This window comes from Hyphomicrobium sp. (assembly GCF_047600905.1).
Lineage (GTDB): Bacteria > Pseudomonadota > Alphaproteobacteria > Rhizobiales > Hyphomicrobiaceae > Hyphomicrobium_B.
On record NZ_JASGKD010000001.1, the window covers coordinates 2344851 to 2361069 of the forward strand.

The 16219-nt window shown below is 60.8% G+C and carries 11 protein-coding genes and 1 pseudogene; 4 read left to right on the forward strand and 8 right to left on the reverse strand.

Going from position 1 to position 16219, the window contains the following annotated elements; genetic code table 11:
- Positions 1-127: 127 nt before the first annotated feature.
- Positions 128-1261 carry a bacteriohopanetetrol glucosamine biosynthesis glycosyltransferase HpnI gene (gene hpnI / locus QM780_RS11315; RefSeq protein WP_415070579.1) on the forward strand — a complete coding sequence of 378 codons (1134 nt, stop codon included), beginning with the start codon at positions 128-130 and terminating at the stop codon, positions 1259-1261.
- Positions 1262-1272: 11 nt separating this feature from the next.
- Positions 1273-2701: pseudogene (gene hpnJ, locus QM780_RS11320) on the forward strand (hopanoid biosynthesis associated radical SAM protein HpnJ).
- A 617-nt stretch (positions 2702-3318) separates the two neighbouring features.
- Here hpnJ and QM780_RS11325 read toward each other — a convergent pair.
- A complete protein-coding gene (locus tag QM780_RS11325; RefSeq protein ID WP_415072019.1) occupies positions 3319-5946 on the reverse strand; it encodes an MMPL family transporter in 2628 nt (875 codons plus the stop codon).
- Between the two features lie 353 nt (positions 5947-6299).
- On the opposite strand from QM780_RS11325, the gene ispH reads away from it, so the two are divergent.
- Positions 6300-7229 carry a 4-hydroxy-3-methylbut-2-enyl diphosphate reductase gene (gene ispH / locus QM780_RS11330; protein ID WP_415070580.1) on the forward strand — a complete coding sequence of 310 codons (930 nt, stop codon included), beginning with the start codon at positions 6300-6302 and terminating at the stop codon, positions 7227-7229.
- A gap of 46 nt (positions 7230-7275) precedes the next feature.
- The gene (gene hpnH, locus QM780_RS11335; protein WP_415070581.1) at positions 7276-8424 is read left to right on the forward strand and encodes an adenosyl-hopene transferase HpnH; all 1149 of its coding nucleotides are present in this window, start codon (positions 7276-7278) and stop codon (positions 8422-8424) included.
- Here the strand turns inward: hpnH and QM780_RS11340 are convergent.
- The 7 genes from QM780_RS11340 to hpnA are packed head-to-tail and all read right to left on the reverse strand — an operon-like array spanning position 8368 to position 16217.
- Entirely contained in the window at positions 8368-9051 is a 684-nt protein-coding gene (locus QM780_RS11340) for a phosphorylase (RefSeq protein ID WP_415070582.1), read from the reverse strand. The two genes, hpnH and QM780_RS11340, sit on opposite strands and share 57 nt — an antisense overlap.
- Position 9052: 1 nt before the next feature.
- The gene (gene shc, locus QM780_RS11345; RefSeq protein WP_415070583.1) at positions 9053-11053 is read right to left on the reverse strand and encodes a squalene--hopene cyclase; all 2001 of its coding nucleotides are present in this window, start codon (positions 11051-11053) and stop codon (positions 9053-9055) included.
- A 35-nt stretch (positions 11054-11088) separates the two neighbouring features.
- Positions 11089-12336: a hydroxysqualene dehydroxylase HpnE gene (gene hpnE / locus QM780_RS11350; RefSeq protein ID WP_415070584.1), complete on the reverse strand. Its 1248-nt coding sequence runs from the start codon at positions 12334-12336 to the stop codon at positions 11089-11091.
- The gene (hpnD, locus tag QM780_RS11355) at positions 12337-13179 is read right to left on the reverse strand and encodes a presqualene diphosphate synthase HpnD (RefSeq protein ID WP_415070585.1); all 843 of its coding nucleotides are present in this window, start codon (positions 13177-13179) and stop codon (positions 12337-12339) included.
- Entirely contained in the window at positions 13169-14059 is an 891-nt protein-coding gene (hpnC, locus tag QM780_RS11360; RefSeq protein ID WP_415070586.1) for a squalene synthase HpnC, read from the reverse strand. The genes hpnD and hpnC overlap by 11 nt, the downstream gene beginning before the upstream one ends.
- Positions 14056-15219, reverse strand: coding sequence for a glycosyltransferase (locus tag QM780_RS11365; RefSeq protein ID WP_415070587.1), 1164 nt, complete (start codon positions 15217-15219; stop codon positions 14056-14058). The genes hpnC and QM780_RS11365 overlap by 4 nt, the downstream gene beginning before the upstream one ends.
- A complete protein-coding gene (gene hpnA, locus QM780_RS11370; protein ID WP_415070588.1) occupies positions 15216-16217 on the reverse strand; it encodes a hopanoid-associated sugar epimerase in 1002 nt (333 codons plus the stop codon). The genes QM780_RS11365 and hpnA overlap by 4 nt, the downstream gene beginning before the upstream one ends.
- Positions 16218-16219 lie beyond the last annotated feature (2 nt).

The window sequence follows — 16219 nt, forward strand, 5'->3', positions numbered from 1 at the left end:
TATTCCCCCTGCTTGGCCCCCACAGCCGAGCAAATTCAGATCTACCGCAGCTACTTGCAAACCGCTAGCCTTCCGGCCGCTGCCGACAGGTCTGCTTCACGAACTCACATCAGAAAGTAGCGTCCGAATGACGTCCTGTCTGTGGCTTGTATGCACCCTCGTTGCCATAATTGGCAGCGCCTATGCTGTGTTAGCTGCACTTTTGGTGGCACGATTTGCGCGCCGGCCCAAGCCGATTTTAGCCTCAGCCGAAAATGTCACGCTGATCAAACCTCTCTATGGCGCCGAAACCGGCCTGGAGGCGAGTTTAGCTTCGTTTTGCGCACAGAAATATCCAGCCGAATTGCAGATGCTTTGCGGAGTGCAGGATCCGACCGATCCGGCGATCAAAATCGTGCACACGCTTCAGAAGCAGTTTCCGTCACTCGATCTGGAGGTCGTTCAGGGCACTCGCCGGGCGGGAGGCAATCCGAAAATCGCAAATATTATCAGCATGTTTCCGCGCGCCAAGCACGACGTGATCGTCCTCAGCGACAGCGATATGCGCGTCGCACCCGATTACGTCGGCGAGACTTTGGCCTGCTTGCAGCAACCCGGAGTTGGGCTTGTTACCTGCCTTTATCGCGGCGATGCGCTCGAAGGCTTCCGGTCGCGGATGGCAGCGGCGGCGGTCAACCAGCATTTTCTGCCGAGCGTGTTGGTCGGCGTAGCGTTGGGCCTCGCGAAGCCTTGCTTTGGGTCTACGATCGCGCTCCGTCGCGATACTCTCGAGCGGATCGGCGGGTTCGAGGCCTTTGCTAATACTCTTGCCGATGACTACGCCATGGGGGAGGCCGTGCGCGGCTTAGGCCTGAAGGTCGAGATCGCGCCGTTCGTCGTCAGCCACACGTTCGCGGAAAAGTCGTTCGGCGAGCTTTGGGCGCACGAGATTCGTTGGGCGAGAACGATTCGCCTCGTCGATCCGATGGGATACGCGGGGTCGATCGTCGCACATCCCCTGCCCTTCGCGCTGGCCGCGTTGCCGTTAAGTGGCTTCAGCGCCATAGCGTGGATGATCCTCGCAGGGACGCTTGCCTGCCGCCTTTTCGTTCCGATACAAGTTCTACGGTTGGGCGGCGGGGATAAGAGTTCGATTTGGCTTAGCCCGCTTCGAGACGTGTTGAGCTTCGTGGTGTTCGTTGCGAGCTACATGCCCGGAGCCGTCAACTGGAGAGGCCGACGCTATAACGTCGGCTCCGATGGAACCGTTACGCCGATATGAAAGGCGCCAAGATGCGCACACTCTTTCTGCAGGCCCCTTCGTTCGATGGCTTCGATGGCGGAGCCGGTTCGCGCTATCAGGCGCGCCGCGAAATTCAGTCGTTCTGGTATCCGACCTGGCTGGCGCAACCGGCGGCGCTTGTTGAGAATTCGAAGCTGATCGATGCGCCGCCTCACCGCACAAGCCTGCAGGACGTGCTGGCGCAAGTGCGCGATTACGATCTTGCGGTGCTGCACACCTCGACGCCGTCGTTTGATTCCGACGTCAAAGTCATCGAGGCGATGAAGGCGACCAACCCGAACCTCAAGGTCGGGCTGATCGGCGCCAAGGTCGCGGTGCAATCCAACGAAAGCTTGCAGGACGCACCGATCGTCGACTTCGTCGCGCGCAACGAGTTCGATTTCACGATCAAGGATGTCGCCGACGGCGTGGCCTGGAGCGACATCAAGGGACTGTCGTACCGCAATTCGCAGGGCGTCATCGTGCACAACGAAGATCGTCCTGTTATGCACGACATGGATACGCTGCCGTTCGTGACGCCGGTCTACAAGCGCGACTTGGTGATGGAGAATTACTTCATCGGCTACCTGAAGCACCCGTACATTTCGTTCTATACGGGGCGCGGCTGCAAGAGCCGGTGCACGTTCTGCCTGTGGCCGCAGACCGTCGGCGGCCATCGTTACCGGACGCGCTCGGTCGGGCACGTCATCGAGGAAGTGAAATACATCCTCAAGGCGTTCCCGCAGATGAAGGAGCTGATGTTCGACGACGATACCTTCACCGACGACCTGCCGCGCGCGGAGGCGATCGCCAAGGAACTCGGCAAGCTCGGCGTGACGTGGTCGTGCAATGCGAAGGCGAACGTGCCGCGCGAGACTTTGAAGGTTCTCAAGGACAACGGCCTGCGCTTGCTGCTCGTCGGCTACGAGAGCGGCAATCAGCAGATCCTGCACAACATCAAGAAGGGCATGCGGGTCGAGGTCGCGGAGCGGTTCACCAAAGACTGCCACGAACTCGGCATCAAGATCCACGGCACCTTCATCCTCGGACTTCCCGGCGAATTCGAAAGAGACGATCGAAGAGACGATCAAGTTCGCAACGCGGATCAACCCGCACACGATCCAGGTTTCGCTCGCGGCGCCCTATCCGGGGACATTCCTCTACAAGCAGGCGTCGGAGAATGGCTGGCTCGATGTCGACAACGCCGAGCTCATCAACGCCAACGGAATCCAGATCGCGCCGCTGCACTATCCGGGACTGTCGCATACCGAGATCTTCTCGTCGGTCGAAGACTTCTATCGCAAGTTCTATTTCCGGGTGCCGAAGATCGCCTCGATCGTTGGGGAGATGCTGACCGAGAAGGACATGATGAAGCGTCGTCTTCGCGAAGGCGTCGAGTTCTTCCAGTTCCTGCGCGAGCGCCGCAGCGCGGCGGCCTGATCTTTTGCGTTGGGCGCGGACAACTTCACATAAGCGCAACCGGCCGACTCGCGGAACGCGAGTTGGGTGCACCAAACAACAAAGGGGCGGGACGGCACGGCCTCGCGCTTTGTATTTTTGATTGGGGATGCGGACCATTGCCGCCCCGCACATGCCAACTCTCCGCCTCGTCCCCGGCCCATATGTCCGGAGCCTCTCGTATGAGTGCGGATCGTTTCTTTCGAAGCGATCCCTGAGCCGTCGAACCCGCCATCCGCTCCCGCATCCCGATGCAAGAAGCGTTTCACCACGCCGCCTCCTCAAGAGGCCCAAGCGTGCAGGCAGCGAACCCGCGGCATACCGATTTCTCCGCGCGGCCCCACATGCTCTTCCCACCCACGTCTCGCGGCACGAGCTCATGCCCTTTGTTGAGCGCGGGAAGATGAGAGAAGTATGCGGGAGGTTCAGAGAGCGGGGATAAGTTTTTTTCCGTTCTTCTGCTTCGCAGTTAACGCCAACCCACCACCGTCATCCCGGCGACGGCCGGGATCCCGTCAAGCCTCAACAAACAGGATGATGACACTTGTCTGGGTGCCGACCCCGGCCTTCGCCGGTGCAGGCCCTGCGTCGGCATGACGTCAGAGAGGTGGGGCGGAGTGCGGTGGCGTTTCGTCTTCGCCGGCCGCGACTTGCCGTGGCGGGCCCATCAAGATCGGCTGGAAGAGAACGGCTGCCGCGAGCGTCGTGACGAGCGACAGCGCGAGCAGTTCGCCCATGCTCGATGTACCTGGATGGCTCGAGAAGAACAGACTTCCAAACGCTACCGCCGTCGTCATCGCGCTGAACATGACGGCGCGCGTGAGCGGCGATGCGAGCAGGCTCGTCTCGCCCTGACGCCAAGCCAAAACGTAGTAGATTTTAAAGGCGACGCCGACGCCCAGAAGTACCGGCAGGGCGATGATATTGGCGAAGTTGAGCGGCAGTTTCAGCAGCACGCACAGTTCGAGCGTCACCACGCCCGCGAGCAGCAGCGGCACGAGTGTCAGCAGTACGTCCGTCACACGGCGCAGCGCGACGAATAGAATGAGCGTGATCGAGACAAATGCCAGCAATCCTGCCTGAATGAAAGCGCGAACGACGGTCTTGGCCGATTCCTGGATGAGGATGGGAACGCCCGTCGCCTGCGGATCGACAGCGAGAACAGCCTGAGCAAAGCGGCGCAAATTGGCGTTGTCATTGCCGTCTCCTTTGGGGCCGACCTCGACGCGCGCGCGGCCGTTGGACGTCATCCAATCGGCGACGATTTCAGGCGGCAGGTTTTGCAGCGTGATCGGTTCGGCTTTCAATGCGGCGCGGATCTGCGACAGGCGAAGCTTCATGCCGTCGAGGAGCGTGGCACCGATCTTGGCTCGAACTTCCGGCGTCGCGGCGGCGAGCTGGCGCAGCGTGCTTGCCATGTGTGCGGCGAGCGGCGAAGCGCCCGGCAATTTACTGACATCTTCGAAGTCTTTGGCGGTATCGAGCAGCGTCTGCCGAGTGTCGGCATCCGTGGGCGTGGGTAGAATCTCGTCCGGCTCGATGGTCGGGCCGATCAGATCGTAGCAATCCTGAATAAGCGCGAGCTTTTCGTCCTGATGGTTGGGAACGAAGCTCGCGAGCGTGACCGTGCGGTCGACCTCCGGCAGCTTATCGAGCTTTGCAGCGAGTGCTTTTGCGGCGTCGAGGTTGGGCGTCAGAATTTCGATAGTGTTTGGCGCGGTATTGGGGTCGCGCATCAAGTCATTGAATGTCGAGACCGATTCGACCTTGGCGGAACGAAGGTTGATCGGATTGAAGTCGAACTCGAGCCTCGTCAGCAAAGGCAGGCCGGCAACGACGCCCAGCGCAGTCAGCGCCAGAATGATATGACGATGCCTGGCCATAAAGCGATCGGCGGGTCGAAGCCACTGATAGCCGACGTCGTGAAGTTCGCCGGGTGGATTGAGCACCTTGAGCAGTGCCGGGAGCAACGTGATGCTGGTCAAGAAGGCGACGATCATTCCACTACCGGCGATGAGGCCGAGTTCGGATACGCCGCTGTAGTCGGTCGGGAGAAAGGAATAAAATCCCGCCGTGGTGGCAGCCGCTGCAAGCGCGAGCGGCTTTCCCGCGTTACGTCCCGCCACCACGAGAGCGTCGCGCAGGCCCTGCCGGCTGAAGCGCTCATGCCGATAGCGAACGGCATACTGGATGCCGAAATCGACGCCGATGCCGACGAACAGAACGGCGAAGGCAACGGAAATGAGGTTCAAGGCGCCGACAAGATAGAGGCCTAGCGCGGCCGTTATCGCCAGACCCGAGAAGAGCCCGACAAGAACGGCAAAAATGATTTTGCCGGATCGCAGCGCAAGCCAGAGAATGCAAAGGACGGCGGCTATGGTGATGCTGGTATTGAGCGCCGCGCCCTCTGCAACGGTGCCGAATTCCTCGTCGGCCATGGGCACGGCGCCTGTCAGGCGAACGCGCACCCCGTTGTCCGGTGTTAGTCCCAATCGCTTGGCAGTGGCGCGAATGAGATCCGTCGCATCGGCGCCAGGCTGCAAATCGGAATAATTCAGGACCGGTTTCACTTCGAGGAAACGGCGGAGCTCACTGGGAGCAGGCTTGGTTCCCGCCAAAAGCTCACCCCAGGAGAAATATGTGGGCTTTCCCGCGAGCATGTCGTCGATGGCATTGCCGAGAACAGCCAAGGGCTTCTCGAAATCGATCCATTTGGCGCGGTCTTCCTTGATGCCGAGAGGGACGAGCGCGAGTGCCCTTGCAAGGCCGTTCAACGTCGGATCAGCGGACAGCGTGCCGAGCACGGGCTGCGCCTTGATCAAACCGGCGGTGATATCCTGGACTTCGGGAAGCGACAGATAGAGCAACCCGTTCTTGTCAAAGAAAGCGCCGCCGTCGCGACGCCGAACGATTTCAAACGGATCGGGCTTTGATTCGCTGAGCGCCGTCGCCAGCCGAGCGGCCGCGCTTTCGGTCAATTCGGGCGTCTTGCCGTCGATGACGATATCGATCGTGTCGGTGTGCTGGGGAAAGGCAGCGTCGAACTGGCGCTCGCGCTTGCGCCAATCGAGTTCCGGGGAGATCAGCTGGCTGGTGTCGGTGGTGATCGCGAAGTTATGGGCGACATAGTAGATGGCGCCCGCGGTTGCTCCGAGGGCCAGCAAGATCGTGAGCCATGACAGCCTCACGGCTGCCGCGACGATTGCGGCAACGGCGCGCTCGATCATGCACGGGCCGCCGTCACGTTCGTGTCGCATGCGGAGCGGAGATCGCGATCAGTCATCGGCGCCAGATTTCGTGATCTTCGTAAGCAAGTGTCGATCTCCAACCACTGCACTTTGGACGACCGTCATGTCGAGCCGCCGGGCAAAGGAGCGCGAGGCTTGTGTTGCTTTTGAGACACGTCATACAGCCCGGATGAACGACGCGACGCTGGCTCTGCTGCCTGCCACAGAGTTCGCGCGTAATGTCAGGTTTATTCGGCAGTTGGATCCTCGGCCGGCATGGGTTTCCGAGGCGCGATATTAGGGCATCGGCTCGCGAAAGCGATGGCGCGTTGGCAGAAAACGGGGGTTTCTGCATGAAGGTTATCTTGGCGCAACCCCGGGGTTTTTGCGCGGGTGTCGTGCGCGCCATCGATATCGTCGAGCACGCGCTCTCGCATCGCAATGGGCCCGTTTATGTGCGGCACGAAATCGTCCACAATCGCCATGTTGTCGAAGGCCTGAAGGCCAAGGGTGCCCGCTTCGTCGAAGATTTGGCGGACGTACCCAATGGCGCCGTCACGATCTTCAGCGCGCACGGTGTCTCGCATGCCGTCGAGGACGACGCGCAGCAGCGCCGCCTGAACGTCGTCGACGCGACATGCCCGCTCGTTTCCAAGGTTCACAAGCAGGGGCAGCGATATTCATCGCTCGGGCGCACCGTCATCCTGATCGGGCATGCCGGCCACGTCGAGATCGAGGGGACGCTCGGGAGGATTTCCGGGCCCGTTTACCTTGTCGAGAACAGCGAAGATGTCGCAAATCTCGATCTTCCCGATGATACGCCGGTGGCCTACATCACGCAGACGACGCTGAGCGTGGATGATACCCGCTCGACGATCGAAGCTGTCAAAAAGCGGTTCACGGACGTAATTGGGCCGGAAACGCGTGACATCTGCTATGCGACGCAAAATCGGCAGACGGCTGTCCGCGATCTTTGCCGGCATGTCGAGCTTCTGCTTGTCGTCGGGGCAAGCAACAGTTCGAATTCAAACCGCCTGAGGGAAATCGGAGCGGAATGCGGAGTACCAAGTCATCTCGTGGCTGACGGCAGCGAAGTCGATCTGTCGTGGCTCAACGGGGTGAAGACAATCGGCGTGACGGCGGGAGCTTCGGCACCCGACGTTCTTGTCCAGGACGTGATTGCGGCAATAGGTAAGACTGGGCCAATTGAAATCGAAACGCTGGACGGTATCGAGGAAAAGATAACGTTCCGTCTTCCGCCTGAATTGCTCGAAGCATCATGACCGGGATGAGTGCTGTTTCGGGGATCGTTAGAAGGAGCCCGTCGGGGTGGGAATTCCGTTAAACCAAGCTTTGTCTGTGGGTGCCTACGTCATCGGACAGCACCTCAGGGGGAATAAGCGCTATCCGCTCGTGCTGATGCTGGAGCCGCTCTTTCGCTGCAACCTCGCGTGCGCGGGCTGCGGCAAGATCGATTACCCCGACAAGATTTTGAACCAGCGCATCTCGGTGGCCGACGCGCTGCATTCGATGGACGAATGCGGTGCGCCTGTCGTGGTGCTCGCGGGCGGCGAGCCTCTGCTGCATAAAGAGCTTCCGGAGATCGTCGAGGGCGCGTTGAAGAAGGGCAAGTTCGTCACGGTGTGCACGAACGCGCTGCTGCTTGAGAAAAAGATCCACCTCTATAAGCCGCACAAGAACTTCAACTGGTCGATCCATCTCGACGGCGACAAGGAGATGCACGACCGCTCCGTCTGCCAGAAGGGCGTCTATGATCGCGCCATCGAAGCGATCAAGGTCGCAAAGGCGAAGGGCTTCCGCGTCAACATCAACACGACGCTCTTCAGTGACGCCAAGGCCGAGCAGGTCGCGAAGTTCCTCGATGAGATGAAGAAGCTCGACATCGGCGGCGTCACGATCTCGCCCGGCTATGCCTACGAGCGCGCGCCGGATCAGCAGCACTTCCTCAATCGGACGAAAACGAAGCAGTTGTTCCGCGACATCTTCAAACTCGGCAAGGGTGGTCGCGCGTGGCCGTTCTTCCAGTCGGCGCTGTTCCTCGACTTCCTGGCGGGGAACCAGACTTACAACTGCACGCCTTGGGGCAACCCGACGCGAACCGTGTTCGGCTGGCAGAAGCCCTGCTATCTGCTGGGAGAGGGCTATACCAAGACCTTCAAAGAGCTGATGGAAAGCACGGACTGGGACAAGTACGGCACCGGCAATTACGAGAAATGCGCCGACTGCATGGTGCATTCCGGCTTTGAGGCGACTGCCGTCATGGATGCCGTCAAGAAGCCGTGGAAGATCGCGGCCGTCGCGCTCCGCGGCGTCAAGACGGACGGGCCGATGGCTCCGGAGATCGCGCTCGATAAACAGCGACCGGCCGAGTTCGTGTTCTCGCGCCACGTCGAGAACAAGCTAGCCGAGATCAGCGCCGCCGAGGCCCGGGCCCAGAAGCCGGTGGCAGCGGAGTAAGCTCTTCATCGCGCGACGCGTCGCGCCCGCTATGCGGACGATGTCCCATAGCTGGCCGGGCTGTGTCGCGAGCGATTTCAGCACCGCCGAAATATTGGGCGAGCCATCGGGATTGAGGCCGTTGACCGCTGCGGGCGGCAGGCTCAGCGTCGCGGGATCGGCAACTGCGCGCAAGACAGCGAAGGGCAGGCCACGGTCGGTTGCGACCTGCGCCACGACGTGGCTTTCCATATCGGCGGCGAACGCTCCGGACGAGAGATAGATCGCGCGCTTCTCAACCTGGTTGGCGATGATCGTGCTGGAGCCGGCAACAGGTCCCGTCTCGGCGTTCGGGAGGGCTTCGAACAGCCGGTCGCTCCAGCGCGCATCGGATGAATAGATTCGACCGCTGCTATGAACCACCGACGTACCGATGACGATCGTTCCGGGCTTGAGGCCGGGTCGTAGTCCGCCCGCTATTCCGAAGCTGATGAGCCCGGTAACGCCATCGCCGATTGATTGCGTCAGGACAGACGCGAGATGGTCTTCGCGGGCTCCGCCGATGACGGCTTTGACGCCCGGCGAGCGCTCCGCGATGCGGGCCTCGGCTTTGAGGCCGGTCGCGGCGATGACGAAGCCTGAAACCACATTACATCCCGACAAGCACGGCCTTGGTGTTCGACGTCTTCAGATTGCGATAGCGGGCGAGCGCCCACATCGGGAAGAACTTCGAATACCCGTGATAACGAAGATAAAAGACGCGCGGAAAGCCCGTTGCCGTGAATCGCTTCTCGTTCCAGAAGCCGTCTTCGCCTTGAGTAGAGGTGAGATAGGCGACGCCCTTCTTGACCGCAGGGTTGTCGATTTCACCGGCGGCCATCAGGCCCATAATCGCCCACGCCGTCTGTGATGCCGTGCTGGGCGCCGGTTCGTAACCCTTGTAATCGAGCGCATAGCTTTCGCTGTCCTCTCCCCAGCCGCCGTCGCTGTTTTGGATGGCGAGCAACCAGGTCACCGCGTTTCGAACGACGGTCGAGGATGCGGGGACGCCAGCGGCATTGAGCGCGCACAGCACCGACCACGTCCCATAGACGTAGTTCAAGCCCCAGCGGCCATACCAGCTTCCGTCTTTCTCCTGCGTGCGCTCGAGATAATCGATGGCGCGGTCGAGTTCGTAGCTGTTGCCGCGACGCTCGCCGAGTTGCGCCAACATGGAAACGCAGCGTGCCGTGACGTCGGCGGTCGGCGGATCGAGCAAAGCGCCATGATCGGAGAACGGGATCTGGTTCAAATATTCGTAGGTGTTGTCGGCGTCGAAGGCTCCCCAGCCGCCGTTCTTGCTTTGCATGCCGACGATCCATTCGCGCGCCCGCGAAATGGCTTCGCGATACGAATTATCGGACTGCGGCATGCGGCCGAGGGCGCGATCCATCGCCATGACGACGACGGCGGTGTCGTCGGTATCGGGATAATGCGGATTTGCATATTGGAATGCCCAGCCGCCAGGGCGCACGTTCGGACGCGTCGCAGCCCAATCGCCGACGGTATCAAGCACCTGCAGCGGCTTCAGCCATTCGAGAGCGCGGTCGGACGCAGCTTCCGTCTCGGCATCGCCGACTTCCATCAGGGCGTGGGCCGAGAGCGCCGTATCCCAAACCGGCGACAGGCATGGCTGGCAATAGGCTTCGTCGCCGTTGACGGTGACAAGCTTCTCGATCGAGCCGCGCGCCGTTTTGTAGTTCGGATGGTCTTTCGAATAACCGAGTGCATCGTAGACGAGCAGCGCATTGACCATCGCCGGAAAGATCGCGCCCAAGCCATCCTCTCCGTTCAAGCGCTCATCGACGAAGGCGACTGCCTTGTCGATCGACTTCTTGCGCACCGATTTCGGAAAGAACGGTTCGGTGACACGGAGGACGCGGTCGATGCCGCCAAAGATTTCCGACCATGGTGATTTCTGATGCGGCCCCTTCGGCCACACTTTCACTTGGTCCGGCGGAATGGTGAAAAGCTCGGAGATGCCGACGCCTTTCGGATTGCGCGCCTTGGGCTTCAGCGCGTTCAATACTGTGAGCGGGATAAGAACAGTCCGCGCCCAGTAGGAAATCTTGTCGATGTGAAACGGAAACCAGCGCGGCAACACCATAATCTCGACCGGCATGACGGGAACACCGGTCCACGGAATGGCACCAAACAGGGCGAGCAGATTGCGCGTGAAGACGTTGCTGTGAGAGGCGCCGCCTTGTGAAAGGATCCAGCCGCGCGCCTTCTTCATATAAGGCTCGTCGATACCAACGCCGATCATCTTCAGCGCGAAGTAGGCTTTGACACTGGCGCTGATATTCGATGCGCCATCGTGGACCAGAGGCCAACCGCCGTCGCCCGACTGAATGCGGCGGAGATAATTGGCAATCTTGCGCTCGAGTTCCGCATCGACGGGCTCGGCGAGATAATGACGCATCAGGACATATTCGGCCGGGATCGTGGCGTCAGCTTCGAGTTCGAAAACGAAATGGCCGTCGTCGCGCTGAAGCGCCAACAGCGCATGCTTTGCGGCAGCAATTGCGCCTTCGATGTCGGATGGCGTGGATTCGCGCGCAGTTATCTCGGAAGCGAGGCGAGCGGACTGTGTTGCAGATTCGAAATTCATGTCGGCACTCCAAGCGTCCGAGCGTCGTATCAGAGTTAGGCGGCCAGGGCCAGATTGGCGGCTGTTTCGCCGGATCTTATCGCGCCCTCGATTGTCGCGGGCAGTCCGGTTGCGGTCCAGTCCCCGGCGAGGAAGAGGTTTTTCCACTGGGTCCCGGCGCTTGGCCGCAGGGCGTTCTGAGCCGGTGTCGCTGCGAATGTCGCACGACGCTCTTTGACGATCTGCCATTTCGGCAGTTCGGCATCGATACCCGCAATCGTGGAAATCTCGGACCAGATTTGCCGGGCAAGCGGCTCGCGCTCGGCTTCATTGAAGCGATCAGCCGAACTTACCGTGACGGATAATCGGTTCTCGAACGCAAACAGCCATTCGGTCGTCGCGTTGATGACGCCGGTGATCTTCGGCAGGTCTTTCGGTGAAGGGTGCGCAAAGTGGGCGTTGAAGATCGAGCGGTATTCGGTCGGCACCGACACTTGCGGCACAAGCGTGCGTGCGACCCACGCCGGCACCGCGAGAATGACGTGATCGTCGCGACCAAGCTCAATCGTTTCGTCGGAGAATTGCAGCGCGCGCGCACGGGCGTCAGACCGCTCGATTGCACGGAGCGCGTGGTCGAAGCGAAACTCGCCGCCTTTCCGAGTGATGAAGGAAAGCGCTGGATCGACCAACGCCGGGCCAAGCCCGTTTGCTGCAAAGAGCGGACGGCAGGCTTTGCCGCCTCGTCCCAACGTCTCGCGAATAACGGCTGCCGCGAGCTGCGCCGAGCCTTCCTTCGGATCGCAGTTCAGCGCGGCGAGAAGGACCGGCTCCATCAGCCGCTTGTAAAGCAACGAATTGGCGTCGATCTTATCCGTGACAGTTGCGAGGGCAGACCCGTTCAAGAGAGAGCCAAGGCGGATGTAATCGAGCGCAGCCGTTCCCGGGACACGCCGGTTCTTGGCGAAGATCCACCACGGCAGTGGACCATCATTCGGACGGAGAACCCAGCGTTCGTTGCTTGCGAGATCGATAAAGTTGAATTCGGCGTGCAGCGGTTCGTCGAGGAGATGCTTGCCGCCGATCGTGTCGAGAAACGCGAGCGCGCCGGAGTTTCCCGACAGCAGCAGATGGTTGCCGTTGTCGATCGTCATTCCAAGCGCAGGCTCAAAATACGAGCGGCAGCGGCCACCGGCGTGACGCGCAAGCTCGTGGACGATGACTTTCTGCCCCTTACTGGTTATCGCAACCGCCGCCGAGAGGCCGGCAAGACCGGCCCCGACGATGTGGATAGTGCCGGCGGTCATTCAGAAAATGCCGTCACGCAGGACCGCCCAGATCACGGTGCGTTTCGAGCGGCGCACGTCAACGCGCGGCGCTTTCCAACCGCGCGCGATAAGCTTTTCGAGAATGCCGCGGTAGACGGTCGCCATCATGCGCGGCGAGCGCACGGTCCGGCGCGGCGCATGGGCCATGATCGCTTCGGAGCGATCGTAATATCTCCGCGTCGTCTCGGCGATTCCCCGGCAGACGCGATCGAGCGCCGGGTGGGCGAGGATGGCATCGATCGACGTGTCGGCGATGCCAGCGTCGCGCAACGCTTCCTTCGGCAGATAGAGACGGCCCAAGGCGGCGTCTTCGTCGATATCGCGAAGAATGTTGGTCAGCTGCAAGGCGCGCCCGAGGTTGTGAGACAGTTCGATGCCGGGCTCTTCGTCCATACCGAAAATGCGGACTGACAGGCGCCCAACCGCAGAAGCAGCGCGATCGCAATAAAGGTCGAGCACTTTCCATTCCGGCGCCCGAAGATCGCGGACGATATCCATTTCCATGCCGTCGATCACGGCGATGAAATCGTCCTTTAGAAGTCCGTATTCTCGGATCGGGCCGAGAAGATCGCGCGTTCGCGGCGTCACGCGGCCGTTGGCGTAGAGCTGCTGGATGTCGGAGCGGTAGAGTTCCAGGTCGGCATGGCGAACCTCGCGCGAGCCACCATTGTCGGCAACATCATCGACGGCGCGGCAGAAGGCATAGACGTGATACATCGCGTCGCGCTGAGAGCGCGGTAGCACGCGCATCGCGGCATAGAATGAGCTGCTTGCCGCGGCCGGAATTTCGTCGGTGGCCAGCGTATCGACTTCAGCGCTCATGCGGCATCATCCCCGTCGACTTCGAATACGCAAAGCGCGCAACAGCGCGGTTCGCAAAAGTTGCGGCGGCGGCGCGCATTGCGATCATCACCGCCTGCGATTTTGAAAGATGTACGGGCTCCGCCAGCGGATCGCGGATTTTAAGGATCGCGATCAGCTTGCGCGCGAGTTCGACGATCGCGGCCGTTTCAGCTGCGAGCCTCAAGTCCGCGACGCTTGAGGGCAGTAAGCGGGCTTCCGGCATCAATGACTTTGTCCGGTCGGCGAGCGCGCGGATGCAGTCCAGCAATTGGGCGGAGGACCGTGGTGAAGCCAAGGCTTCGACGCCGAGACCGCGCGACGACAATTCGTCCAACGGAATATAAACGCGGTCGAGCGATCGGTAATCCTTGGCGCAGTCCTGCAGATGATTGATGACTTGGAGAGCGGCGCACAAAGGATCGGAATGCCGCCACGTCGATTTTGGCTCGCCGTGGACATCGAGGACGAACCTGCCGACGGGCATGGCCGAATAGCGGCAATAGTCGATGAGTTCTTCCCACGACTGGTAACGCCGTTTCGTCACGTCCTGACGAAATGCCTTCAGAAGATCGAGCGCGTGCTGCGCGCTCAGATTTCGGAGCGCGAGTTCTTCGCGAAGCGGGATCGCGTCTGCCGCAGCGTCCGAACGGCCAAGTAGCGTTTCTTCGAGCGCGGTGAGGATCGAAAGCTTCGATTGTGCATCGAGCGTCGGATGGTCGGCAGCGTCGTCGGCGGCGCGTGCGAAGCGATAGAAGGCGAGGATCGGCGCGCGATACCTGGCGGCAATCATCCGCGAGGCGACGGGAAAGTTCTCGTCACCTTCGGACTTGCCGGACTTGTATTTCGTATCGACCGTCATTGCCGTCCTACTTCGGCCTGGACGCGACCCTTCCACATGCCGCCCCGACCTCGCATATGCTGATACGCCGAATCTAGCGTGAAACCCACATAGGCCATTGCGATAAGTGGTAACCCAAAGCCCCAAATTGGCGAACGGTTGTAAAAGCGCAACGTCGGCTGATAAGCGAGAAACATCAAGAGGTACGTCGCGGCCGCGAGCATATTCGCGGGAGAGGCGGCGGATACAGCCAGAACGGGCGGCGCGATATATATCACAGCCATCGCAACGACAGTCGCTGCAAGCAAAATCGGCGAATAGCGCAATTGGGCGTATGCGGATCGCGCAACCATTCGGCGAATGTCTCCGAATGTCTCGTAGGCGCGCAGGCTGATCACTCTGTCAGATAGGCCAAGCCAAATTGGCCCCTGTGTTTTCAACAGTTTTCCGAGCGCGCAATCATCGATGAGCGCGCCGCGGATCGCGCCGATGCCGCCTGCACGTTCGAGCGCCGCGCGTTCGACCAGCATGCAGCCGCCTGCGGCTGCCGCGGTGCAATCGGCCGGACGATTGACCCGGCGGAAAGGGTAAAGCATCTGAAAGAAGAAGATGAATGCCGGTACGAGCCACCGCTCCGCGAGACTTTCGCATTTGAGCTTCGCCATCACCGAAGTCATCGCGCGATGGTTTGCAGACGCACCGACCGCCAAGGATTTCAAAACGCCTGGGAGGTATCCGATATCCGCATCGGTCAGGAGCAAATAGTCGGGCGGATTCGCGACAGCTGATGCTGCGGCGATGCCCTGGTGCATTGCCCAGACCTTGCCTGTCCAGCGTGGCGGAAGAGGCGCGCCGCGCACGATCTCGACGTCGCGATTTGAGGCTGCGGCGATGGTCCTGGCAACATCGGCGGTGCCATCGGTGCTCTGGTCATCAACGAGGACGATCGAGAATTCGCCCGGATAATCCTGCTTCACAAGCGAAGTTAAAGAGCCAGGGAGCATATCGGCTTCGTCGCGCGCGGGGATGACGGCGGTGATGCGCGGCCAAATTTTCGGCTCGGCATATTTGCCCTGTTCCAGTTCCTCGCGTTCGCTGCAAAGCCAAAACCCGCCGTTGGCAACGATCAGATATGCCCAGGCGGCAAGGCCAATGCCGGCAATGAGATCAAGGGCGGTCACGTCAGGTATCCTGCGCTCTTGAACCAGCGATACGCCTCATCAAGGGCTTCAACCGCCGGACGCGCATGATAGCCGAGTTCGCGCTCCGCCTTGGCGGATGAAAAGAACATTTTGTACTTTGCCATGCGCAGACCATCGACGGTGGCGAAGGGCTCTCGTCCTGTTAGGCGGGCAACTGCCTCCGCGCCATAGGCGAACGGATAGATCAACGAACGCGGCAGCTTGATCGTCGGCGGACGTCTGCCCGCCAAACGCGCTATCTCGGCAAGCATCTGCCCGAGCGTCATGTCCTGGCCCCCCAGAATGTAGCGCTCGCCAATTCGCCCCCGCTTCAAGGCGGCAACGTGGCCGTTGGCGACGTCGTCGACATGGACCAAATTCAAGCCGGTCTCGACATAGGCGGGCATCCGGCCCATCGCCGCTTCGACAACAATTCGACCCGTCGGCGTCGGACGGACGTCGCGCGGACCGATCGGCGTCGATGGGTTAACTATAACCGCGGGCAAATTCTCGTTGGCGACAAGGCGTTCGACGAGCCGTTCCGCCAGAACCTTGCTCTTCTTGTAGGCGCCAATGGCGGCCTCCTCCGAAAGAGGCATGGTTTCATCGGATGGCGTGCCATCGTCGCTCAGGCGAAGCGTGGCGACGCTCGAGGTGTAGACGACGCGTTCGACGCCAGCCTTCAGCGCCGCATCCATCACGGCGCGCGTTCCTTCAGTGTTGGTGCGAACGATCTCCTGCGGATCGGGCGCCCATAGCCGGTAGTCGGCGGCAACGTGGAACACATAACGCGCGCCCTGCACGGCTTTTTCGACGAGTTGCGCGTCGCGAATATCGCCTTCGATGATGTCGAGATCGACACCAGCGACATTGGCGCGGTTGCTCGATTTGCGGACAAGTGCGCGAACAGAAAATCCCTCGTCGATCAGTCTGCGCGCGACGGCGGATCCGACGAACCCCGATGCGCCTGTCAGGAACGCGATGTCTTTTGCTGCCAAGT